Here is a 9,956-nt window from a genome sequence, read left to right on the forward strand (position 1 = left end):
CGCGCGCCACGCGGAGGCGGCGGAACCGCCTCAAGCCTCCCTTATGCGTCCCTCCAGGAATCTCGCACGCTTGTTCAGGCGTTCCGGAGCACACAGACGTGGGAGGAGATCGACATGACCTACACCGTCTATGGCGCCAGGGGATCGGGCTCGGTCCCGGTCGAGGCGGCCCTGACCCTGATCGGCGCGCCCTACACCGTGATCGAGGCCGTCACCTGGGAGGGCGAGGCCGAGCGCGACAAGGTCGCCCCGGTCAATCCGATGCGGCAGATCCCGGCCCTGATCACGCCCGACGGAGAGACGATCACCGAGAGCGCCGCCATCCTGATCTGGCTGGCCGAACAGCATCCCGAGGCGGCGCTGGCGCCGGAGCCGTGCGATCCGCGGCGGGCCCAGTTCCTGCGCTGGATGACCTTCGTGCCGGCGGCCGTCTATTCGATGTTCTGGGTGCGGGACGAGCCGTCGCGACTGGCCGGCGACGATCCGGCCGCGCAGGAGGTGATCAAGATCCGCACCGCCGAACGCATCGCCGGCTGCTGGGCGGCGATGGAAAGCCAGATCGCACCCGGGCGTTACCTTCTTGGCGCAGAACTGACGGTGCTGGACCTGTATGTCTCGGTCGCCAGCCGCTGGACGCCGCACCGCAAGCGATTTCATGAGGTCGCCCCGCGCATGGGCGAGGTCATGCGGCGCGTCGACGCCCTGCCCGAGCTGGCGGCCTTCTGGGCCGAACGGTTTCCGTTGACAGGTCGATACGGCAGCTAGGCCGTCAGGCCGCTTCGGCCTGGAGGGTCACCCGGGCGACCGGGAGGTCGCCGGACAGGGCCCGGTTGACCATCGACAGCAGGCCGGCCTGGTTGATCGGCTTGGCCATATGGGCGTTCATGCCGGCGGCGAGGCAGCGCGTCACATCCTCGGGCATGGCGTCGGCCGTCATGGCCACGATGGACAGGATGTCGCCGGCATCCGGCATGGCCCGGATGCGGCGCGTGGCCTCGAGCCCGTCCATGACCGGCATGCGCACATCCATCAGCACCAGATCGAAGGGCTGTTCCGCCACGGCGTCGAGCGCCTGCTGGCCGTCGCAAACCTCCACCACCTCGCAGCCGAAGGCCTCCAGCATGATCCGGGCGACCTCGCGGTTGACCGGATGATCGTCGACCACCAGCACGCAGGGCGCGCGGCCGGGATCCTCGACGGGAGGCGCGGTTTCCGCCGCCGGCGTGATGTCCTCGATGGCGTCGGCGGCGCGCTCAAAGGGCAGGTTGAGGATGAAGGTCGAGCCTTCGCCGACGCGGCTGTCGACGTCGATCCGCCCGCCCATGCGGCGCACATGGCGTGCGGCGAGGGCCAGGCCCAGGCCGACGCCGGAGTGGTTGCGCCGGATCGAGGCGTCGCCCTGGGCGAAGGCTTCGAACAGGTCCGGCAGGATCGACGGCTCGATGCCGCAGCCGGTGTCCGAGACCCGGATGCAGACGCCGTCGCCGGCGCGATCCAGCCGCACCACGACCTCGCCGCGTTCGGTGAATTTGACCGCATTGGCGACCAGCGGATGCAGGGCCTGGCGCAGGGCGCGCCGGTCGGCCGTGAAGCGGGCCTGGGCGGGCAGCCGGTCATCAATGCTCAGTGTCAGCCCGCGCGCCTCGGCGGCGGCGAGACTGGGCGCGACCGTCTCGCGGGCGACGGCGGCGAGATCGAGCGGCTCGTTCGTCAGGATGTCGTCGCCGCGGGCGAAGTCGAGGATGTCCTCGACCAGCATCAGCAGGCCGTCGCTGGATTCCCGGATCTGGCGCGCCTGACGCACGGCCTCGGCGTCCAGACCCGGACGGCCGGCCAGAACATCGGCGAAGCCGGCGACGCCGTTCAGGGGCGTGCGCATCTCGTGGCTCATCATGGCGAGGAAGCGGGACCGGGCGGCGGCGGCGTCCTCGGCCTTCCGTCGCGCCTCCTGGGCGGCGAGGGTGCGCGCACGGAGACGGGCCTCCAGCCGGCGGCGTTCCGTCATCACCGTCGAGATCGGCAGGACGGTGGCGACCATGGCCAGCATGTACAGATTGAAAATGCCCAGCCGGCGCAGCATGGGCGAAACCGCCTCCAGACCCGGAACTTCGGCCAGCCGGGTCAGGTGCACGGGGCCGTGCCCGGTCAGGGTCGCCGCGCCGGTGATGCCCGCCAGCAGGATCAGCGCTCCCGCGGTCCTGGTCGGGGATAGCCGCAGGCTGATCAGCAGCATGGGCGGGAAGGTCAGATAGGCGACGGCGAGGTCGTTCTGCCAGAAGACGGCCGTCGTCACGACCAGCATCAGCGCAAACAAGGCGATTGCCTCTGGCGCACGCGCACGGGTCATGCCCCGGAAGCGATGGGCCCGCGCCACCAGCAACAGGATCGGCGTGACCAGCAGCAGGCCCAGCAGTTCGACGATGAGGAAGGAATAGATGTTGAATACGGCGGCGGCGCTGAGACCGGCGCCGCGGACCAGCATAACAAGGCCAAAGCCGATGGCGGCGGTCACGGCCACGGCTGGAACGGCGGAGTAGCCTGCGAAGGCCAGCAGGCGCTTGGGACGGCGCATGTCGAGCGCGGCGCCGCAGACCCGCCGGGCCAGGAAGGCGCACAGGAAGGCCTCGCCCATATTCAGGAGCGCGTTCAGCCAGAGCAGCATGCCGACGTCGCCGCGGATGAGATTGCTGAACAGGTTGATGGTGAAGCAGGCGGTCAGCACAGCCACGGCGGGCCGGCGATGGAGCTGCAGCAGGGCCGCGGCGAGAATGCCGTTGGACAGCCAGACGGCCACCGCGTCAAAGGTCGCCACACTCCAGTGGCCGATCAGCTGCGAAGCGGCGAACAGCAGCACATAGACCCAGGCGGGCGGACCTGCGACGCGGCCTGCCTCATGCCTGAAAAGACGCCAATGACCCCTCAACCGGTTCCCTCCGGCCATACCCGATCAGGGGAGCGTTACCGTGAAGGCGTAAACAAATCGGACGCATTTGTTACACGCGCCTGGGGGCGTCACGGGTTTGGGGGCTGAAACGCCTCCCGCGGCCGGAAACCGCGCCAGACCACCCAGACCAGCAGCGCGACCCCCACGCCGAGCGCGTCGGCGAGGAGATCGCCCCAGCTGGAATCACGGCCGATATAACCCTGCACCACCTCGACCGCCGCCCCGAGGGCGATCGCCAGCAGGGCCGCCCACGTCCGCGGCAGACGCCGGAAGAGCACGCCGAGGCTCCAGAGGATCAGGCCGAAGGCGATGAAATGCGCCGCCTTGTCCCAGATCAGCTCTTCGGACTCGACGGTCCCGCCGGGCGCCAGCAGCAGGCCCATCAGGATCAGGAGCAGGGCGGCGCCGACGAGACGGAGGAAGGTACGCATACGATTCAGGGCTTTCCGGGGAGGCGTCGCTTCTATCAGCCCGCAAGCAGGACCCAAACCCCGGTCGCCGCGAAACCCGCCGCCGCCGCCAGACGAATCCAGCCCAGCGGCAAACGCTTCGCCGCCGTCTCGCCCAGCAGAACGGCCGGGCCGTTGACCAGCATCATGCCCAGGGTCGAGCCGGCCACGACAAGCGGCAGGTTCTGGAACTGCGCGGCCAGCATGGCGGTCGCGACCTGCGTCTTGTCGCCCATCTCGATCACGAAGAAGGCGGCGGTCGTGGTCCAGAAGACGCCGGCGAAGGTCTTCTCCGTCTTGTCGGGCGCCCCATCGAACCGGTCCGGGATCAGGGCCCACAGCGCGAAGCCGAGGAAGGCCAGGCCCACGCCCCAGCGCACCCAGTCGCCGTCCATGAAGCGCGCCAGCACCGAGCCGGCCAGCGCCGCGAAGGCGTGGTTGGCGAGGGTCGCGACGAATATGCCCAGCAGGATCGGCAGCGGCCGCCGCCACGCCGCCGCCAGCATGATGGCCAGCAGCATGGTCTTGTCGCCGATCTCCGCGACGGAGACGAGGCCGGTCGAGATCAGGAAGGCTTCCAAGGCGACTTCGTTCGCGGGGGTTCGGCGGACAGACCAGCGGCGTCGCAGCCGGCCCCCGCGTGGAAGCGCCCTGCGAAGCCAGCGGTCTTGCCGTGATGCCTTGGGGTCCTATCGCTCGCGCCGCGGGCGCTCGCTGCTTGAGGACCTCGTCCTCAAGTCGCCGCGCACCGCGTGCGTGGCACAGGGCCACAAGGACCTTTCCGCGCCATCCTCTCCGGGCGAGAGGAAGTGTGTTGACGCGAACCCCGCTGATCGGCGCGGGCGGCTACTCCCCGATGACGGGCGGGTCTGTATCTTCGATGGGATCGACGGGCAAGGTCTTGTCGTGCGGACCGCCCGCATGCACGGCCTGGCGGCGCTGCACCGCATAGGCCACCAGCCACAGGGCCATGGCCCAGGCCGCGCCCACGCTCCAGCCGGCCAGCACGTCGCTGGCCCAATGCGCCGCCAGATAGATGCGGGTAAGGCCCACGATCAGGGTCAGCAGCAGGGCGACGCCGAGCACATAGGCCTTGAAGCGCCGCCGCGGGAACGCCCGCGTGAGCATGACGCCGATGCTGAGATAGAAGACCGCCGACAGCAGGGCGTGGCCGGAGGGGAAGCTGGCGTTGATGGTCTCCACGGCCTGGTAGGCTGCGGGCGGGCGGTCGCGGCCGAAGACCGCCTTCAACCCTTCGCTGAGCGCCACGCCCCCGGCCAGGCCGAGGACCAGCAGGAGGGCCGACAGATGCTTTCGCTGCAGGATCAGGAACAGGACCACGATGACGGCGAACAGGCCGAGGACGGCGATCCCGCCGAGGGAGGTCAGATCGAGCGCCGCGGTTTCGAGCCAGGGCGGGCCCCAGCCGTCGGCCGAGCCGCCTGGCCGCAAAGCCAGCAGCACCGCCTGGTCGAAGGCCCGGCCATCCGCCTCGGTCATGTCGTCGGCCAGTTCGACGAAGGTCATGATCCCCGCGGCCACGACGAACAGGGCGGCGAGCGCGGTGATTTCGGTCCGGGCGATGCGCCAGACCCGATGGGCAAACGGAGCGATTTGGGATGAGATCATCGGTCGCAAACGGTCACGCTTGTGGGACGTTCCATTCACGCCTTCGTGATGCTGAACGGAGTCTCCTGTCACGCCCGCGTCGCGGCCTGTCCACAGGCTCATCCCCCGCCTTGAGAGCGATTCGGGCAGAAAGTGATCGTCAACCCCGTTGACGGTTGGTTAGCCATCTGCGCCCCATATCTGGACGTGAGAAACGTCTCCGCCACAAGATGATGTGGTTTCGGGACGCGGGGTTCTCGCGACGATCAGTTCAGGGGCGACAGCATTATGGCCGGCGGCGAAGCGTTGAAGACAGTGGAATTCCAGCCGGTTGCGGGCGGCGATGCGGCGCCGCGTCCCCATCTCTCCGTGGTGCGCTCCCTCCAGCTCGACCGCTCCCGCGACGACCTGCTGACCGACTTCGGCAAGAAGACGCTGGAGGACCGCTATCTGCTTCCCGGCGAGAGCTATCAGGACATGTTCGCCCGGGTCGCCACGGCCTATGCCGACGACCACGATCACGCCCAGCGCGTCTATGACTATATGTCGAAGCTCTGGTTCATGCCCTCGACGCCGGTGCTGTCGAACGGCGGCGCCGACCGCGGCCTGCCGATCAGCTGCTTCCTGAACGCCGTGGCCGACAGCCTCGACGGCATCCAGTCGGTGTGGAACGAGAATGTGGCCCTCGCCTCGAACGGCGGCGGCATCGGCACCTACTGGGGCGGCGTCCGGTCGATCGGCGAGAAGGTCAAGGGCGCGGGCCAGACCTCGGGCATCATCCCCTTCATCCGCGTGATGGACTCCCTGACCCTGGCCATCAGCCAGGGCTCGCTGCGCCGCGGCTCGGCCGCCGTCTATCTCGACGTCCACCACCCCGAGATCGAGGAGTTCCTCGAGATCCGCAAACCGTCGGGCGACTTCAACCGCAAGTCCCTGAACCTGCACCACGGCATCAACATCTCGGACGCCTTCATGGAGGCCGTGCGCGACGGCCGGACCTTCGACCTGCTGTCGCCCAAGGACAAGGCGGTGGTGAAGACCGTCGACGCCCGCGCCCTGTGGCAGAAGATTCTCGAGATCCGCCTGCAGACCGGCGAGCCCTATCTGATCTTCTCCGACACGGTGAACCGCCAGATGCCGCAGCATCAGCGCGACCTCGGCCTGTCGGTGAAACAGTCCAACCTGTGCAGCGAGATCACCCTGCACACCGGCCGCGACCACCTGGGCGTCGACCGCACCGCCGTCTGCTGCCTGTCCTCGGTCAACGCCGAGAGCTTCCTGGAGTGGCGCGAGGAGCCGAAATTCATCGAGGACGTCATGCGTTTCCTCGACAATGTGCTGGAGGACTTCATCCGCCGCGCCCCGCCGGCCATGGCCGCAGCCGTCTATTCGGCCAAGCGCGAGCGTTCGGTGGGCCTGGGGCTGATGGGCTTCCACAGCTTCCTGCAGGCCCAGGGCGTGGCGTTTGAGTCCGCCATGGCCAAGTCGTGGAACATGCGGCTGTTCAAACATCTGCGCCGCGAGGCCGACAAGGCCAGCCGTCTGCTGGCCGAGGAGAAGGGCGCCTGCGAGGACGCCGCCGAGCGCGGCGTCATGGAGCGGTTCAGCCACAAGCTGGCCATCGCCCCGACCGCCTCGATCTCGATCATCTGTGGCGGCACCTCGGCCGGCATCGAGCCGATCCCGGCCAACATCTATACCCACAAGACCCTGTCGGGCTCGTTCGCGGTCAAGAACCCCTATCTGGAGCGGATTCTCGGCGAGAAGGGCATCGACACCGAGGCGGTGTGGAACTCGATCCTCGAGCACGAGGGTTCGGTCCAGCACCTGGACGGCCTGACCGACGACGAGAAATCCATCTTCAAGACGGCCTTCGAACTCGACCAGCGCTGGATCGTGGAGCTTTCGGCCGACCGCGCCCCGGAAATCTGCCAGGCCCAGTCGATCAACCTGTTCATCCCCGGCGACGTGAACAAATGGGACCTGCACATGCTGCACTGGTCCGCCTGGGAGAAGGGCGTGAAGTCGCTCTACTATCTGCGCTCCAAATCGGTTCAGCGCGCGGCCTTCGCGGGCGCCGAGAACAAGGTCGAGGAAGAGATCGATCCCAACCAGCCCGACCTCTTCAGCGCCGCCCGCACCGACTATGACGAGTGTCTGGCCTGTCAGTAGGGCGTCGGGGAGCGTCAGCCACGCTGTGACCCGGGAACCTCGTTCTGCAGCCGACGTTCGCCAGCGGGAGCAAAAGCCTGTTGGCGAGGCGACGCACATCGTGCAGGGTCGCGGTTGTTGACGGATCGGGAGGACCGTTGATGCGTATGACGGTTGTTGCGTTCGGAGTGTTGGCGACTGCGGCCTGTGCGGGCCCGGCGCTCGCTGTCGAATCGCCGCCCGAACCCCAGGCCGCCGGGTCCAACCCCTGGGTTGTCGCCCAGGCAGCGCCCACCACAGTTTCCGACCTGCTGACCCGGCTCGATCGCGAGGCCCGCTTCGCCGATGCGGACCGCCCGGCCTGGGGCCCCGAGGAGGGCTGGAGCGGCTACGCCCCTCCCGTCCGCGACCAGGCCTCGCCCTGGGTCGCCTCGAGCCGCGACGTCTGGTTTGAGAACAGCGCCTTTGACGACCGGCTGCGGCTGCGCACCGAAGGCCCCGTGCGCCGGGTCGACGGATCGCCCCTGCCGCCCGGGCCGCTGGATCCGGCGGCCTATGAGACCGAACACTACGACCTGACCTACACCCGCGGCTGGACCGAGATCCTCGGCCGGACGGCGTCGGGTCTCGACGTCGCCCTGACGCCCCATGTCGGCGTCGGCGTCGGCTCGCGCGGCGGCACCACCGAGGCCGGGGCGACCCTGCGCATCGGCCCCGACCTGGATCAGCTGGTGCCCGACGGCGGAGAGGCGTTCGGCCAGCGGCCGCGCTGGTATCTGTACGCCGCCGGCTCGGGGCGGGCGGTCGGCTACAACTGGGCCCGCAACCGCGACGGCGAATTCGCCCGCTCGGGCGTGAGCCATGACTCCGGCGTCTTCATGGGCGACGCCTCGCTCGGCGTGGCCATGCGCCGCGGGCCGGTGCAGAGCTCGATCGGCCTGATCTATCGCGAGATCGGCGTCGAGGGTCTGCGCGCCGGCCACGGCGTCGACACCGACGTCTCCGAGGGCGTCATCGCGTTTCAGCTCTCGATCAAGCCTGAGTAGGGATCAGGCAACAGGCATTAGGCAGCAGGTGAGAGCCAGACTGCGGCTGATCTCCAAGCCCCCTGAGCCCTACTGCCTGCTGCCTGCTGCCTCAACGCGCGCCACGCCTTCGCGGCGATCGTCGGCGCCGCCGTCCCAGGCCCAGCCGTCCGGGCCCTGACGCCAGACCCCCCCGTGCAGGCCCGAGGTTTCGCTGTCATTGGGCCGAAGGGTCACGCCGCGCGCCGCCAGACCCGCCCGAAGGGCTTCTGAGAACCGGTCCGTATCCGCGCCGAAGCCGTCGCCCCGGGCCACCAGATTGGGCAGGTTGAACGCGGTCTGGACGGGCAGGCCCCAGTCCAGCACGGCGATCAGGGCCCGGGCGTTATAGGCGAGGATGGACGGTCCGCCCGGCGAGCCCAGGGCGCCGACCAGCCGGCCTTCACGGTCGAGGATGAGAACGGGCGACATCGACGAGCGCGGCCGCTTGCCCGCCGCCACCGCATTGGCCGCGGGCGCGCCGTCGGCCCGCGTCGGCGAGAACGAGAAGTCGGTCAGCTCATTGTTGAGGAAGAAGCCCGCCGCCATCCGGCCCGAGCCGAACACGCTCTCGACCGTGGTGGTCATGCTGACGGCGTTGCCTTCGGCGTCGACGATGACGAAATGCGACGTCCCCGCCGGCTCGTCGGTCGCGTCGGGCCCGGCCAGCACGCCCCCCGGCGGCGTTCCCGCCTCCGCCGCTCCGGTCAGGCCGGGAGCCAGGGCCGCACGCGCGGCGGTATAGTCGGGGTCCAGCAGTCCCTGCACCGGAACCCGGACGAAACCGGGGTCGCCGACATAGCGGTCCCGATCCGCATACATCAGCCGCTGAAGCTGGGCGAAGGCCGCCCAGGCCCCGGCGCTGTCCGGGCCCAGCGAGATGTCGGGCGTCGCCTCGGCCATGGCCAGCAGTTGCAGCACCGCCACGCCGCTGGACGGCGGCGGCGGGACACAGATCACATAGATCCGGTACGGCCGGCACAGGGCGCCGCGCTCGATCGGTTCATAGGCGGCGATGTCCTGGGCGGTCAGAACGCCCGGTCGCGGCGCCTCGGCCACCGCAGCGGCGATCTCCCGGGCGACGCGGCCGTTGTAGAAGACCTCGGCCCCGCCCGCCGCCAGCTCGGCCACCGTGTCGGCATAGGCGGGGTTCCGCAGCACATCGCCCGCGACATGCCGTTGGCCGTCCGGCTTAGTGAAATAGGCGTCCGCCCAGCGCGTCCGCGCCTGGCCCCGCGTCGCGGCGATGAAGCCCGCCAGCCGCGGGCTGACCACGAAGCCGTCGCGCGCCAGTCGCTCGGCCTCCGCGAACAGGGCGCTCCACGGCAACCGGCCATGGGCCTTCTGCGCCATGGCCAGCATGGCCACGGCCGCCGCCGCGCCGGTCGACCGGCCGCTCAGGATGGCCTCGCCGACCCCGAGCGGCCGTCCGTTCTCGTAGAACAGCTCCGGCGTCGCCGCCGCCGGGGCGGTTTCGCGCCCGTCATAGCTGGTGACCTCCCCCGTGCGGGCGTCGAACGCCATCATGAAGGCCCCGCCGCCGAGGCCCGAGGACTGCGGCTCGACCAGACCCAGAACCGCCTGCACCGCCACCGCCGCATCGACCGCGGAGCCGCCCTCGCGCAGGATCTTCAGCCCGGCCTCGACCGCCAGCGGATTGGCCGCCGCCACGAACGGTCCGCGCGCCATGGGGGGCTGGACCGGCGCCGGGGCCGGAGACGCTGCGGGTCCCGACGGCGC

The 9,956-nt window shown here is 69.6% G+C and carries 8 protein-coding genes and 1 riboswitch; of the genes, 3 read left to right on the forward strand and 5 right to left on the reverse strand.

Annotation, left to right across the window (positions count from 1 at the left end):
- The first annotated feature begins 114 nt into the window (after nt 1-114).
- The gene (locus QQJ79_RS09435; protein WP_431307588.1) at nt 115-765 is read left to right on the forward strand and encodes a glutathione S-transferase family protein; all 651 of its coding nucleotides are present in this window, start codon (nt 115-117) and stop codon (nt 763-765) included.
- Nucleotides 766-769: 4 nt separating this feature from the next.
- Here the strand turns inward: QQJ79_RS09435 and QQJ79_RS09440 are convergent, their stop codons facing one another.
- The 4 genes from QQJ79_RS09440 to QQJ79_RS09455 form a co-directional block, all read right to left on the reverse strand.
- A complete protein-coding gene (locus tag QQJ79_RS09440; RefSeq protein WP_284222671.1) occupies nt 770-2,854 on the reverse strand; it encodes a hybrid sensor histidine kinase/response regulator in 2,085 nt (694 codons plus the stop codon).
- Nucleotides 2,855-3,012: 158 nt separating this feature from the next.
- Nucleotides 3,013-3,375, reverse strand: coding sequence for a VanZ family protein (locus QQJ79_RS09445; protein ID WP_284222672.1), 363 nt, complete (start codon nt 3,373-3,375; stop codon nt 3,013-3,015).
- A 35-nt stretch (nt 3,376-3,410) separates the two neighbouring features.
- Nucleotides 3,411-3,974: a TMEM165/GDT1 family protein gene (locus QQJ79_RS09450; protein ID WP_284222673.1), complete on the reverse strand. Its 564-nt coding sequence runs from the start codon at nt 3,972-3,974 to the stop codon at nt 3,411-3,413.
- Nucleotides 3,975-4,156: 182 nt separating this feature from the next.
- Nucleotides 4,157-4,260: riboswitch (yybP-ykoY riboswitch) on the reverse strand.
- Nucleotides 4,240-5,022, reverse strand: a complete 783-nt coding sequence (locus tag QQJ79_RS09455; protein ID WP_284222674.1) for a phosphatase PAP2 family protein — start codon at nt 5,020-5,022, stop codon at nt 4,240-4,242. (Overlaps the previous riboswitch by 21 nt.)
- 267 nt (nt 5,023-5,289) lie before the next feature.
- On the opposite strand from QQJ79_RS09455, the gene QQJ79_RS09460 reads away from it, so the two are divergent.
- Both QQJ79_RS09460 and QQJ79_RS09465 read left to right on the forward strand, forming a co-directional pair.
- Nucleotides 5,290-7,173, forward strand: coding sequence for a ribonucleoside-diphosphate reductase subunit alpha (locus QQJ79_RS09460; protein WP_284222675.1), 1,884 nt, complete (start codon nt 5,290-5,292; stop codon nt 7,171-7,173).
- Nucleotides 7,174-7,313: 140 nt separating this feature from the next.
- Nucleotides 7,314-8,198, forward strand: a complete 885-nt coding sequence (locus QQJ79_RS09465) for a lipid A-modifier LpxR family protein (RefSeq protein WP_284222676.1) — start codon at nt 7,314-7,316, stop codon at nt 8,196-8,198.
- Between the two features lie 69 nt (nt 8,199-8,267).
- Here QQJ79_RS09465 and QQJ79_RS09470 read toward each other — a convergent pair.
- On the reverse strand, nt 8,268-9,956 hold a 1,689-nt coding region (locus QQJ79_RS09470; RefSeq protein WP_284222677.1), incomplete at its 5' end, for a gamma-glutamyltransferase family protein.

It is taken from the genome of Brevundimonas denitrificans (assembly GCF_030160755.1).
GTDB classification, from domain to species: Bacteria; Pseudomonadota; Alphaproteobacteria; order Caulobacterales; family Caulobacteraceae; genus Brevundimonas; species Brevundimonas denitrificans.

Bases quoted from the DNA above. Each gene is read 5' to 3' on its own strand.
- QQJ79_RS09455 (WP_284222674.1), bottom strand. From the start codon at position 5,022: ATGATCTCATCCCAAATCGCTCCGTTTGCCCATCGGGTCTGGCGCATC.
- QQJ79_RS09460 (WP_284222675.1), top strand. From the start codon at position 5,290: ATGGCCGGCGGCGAAGCGTTGAAGACAGTGGAATTCCAGCCGGTTGCG.
- QQJ79_RS09435 (WP_431307588.1), top strand. From the start codon at position 115: ATGACCTACACCGTCTATGGCGCCAGGGGATCGGGCTCGGTCCCGGTC.
- QQJ79_RS09445 (WP_284222672.1), bottom strand. From the start codon at position 3,375: ATGCGTACCTTCCTCCGTCTCGTCGGCGCCGCCCTGCTCCTGATCCTG.
- QQJ79_RS09465 (WP_284222676.1), top strand. From the start codon at position 7,314: ATGCGTATGACGGTTGTTGCGTTCGGAGTGTTGGCGACTGCGGCCTGT.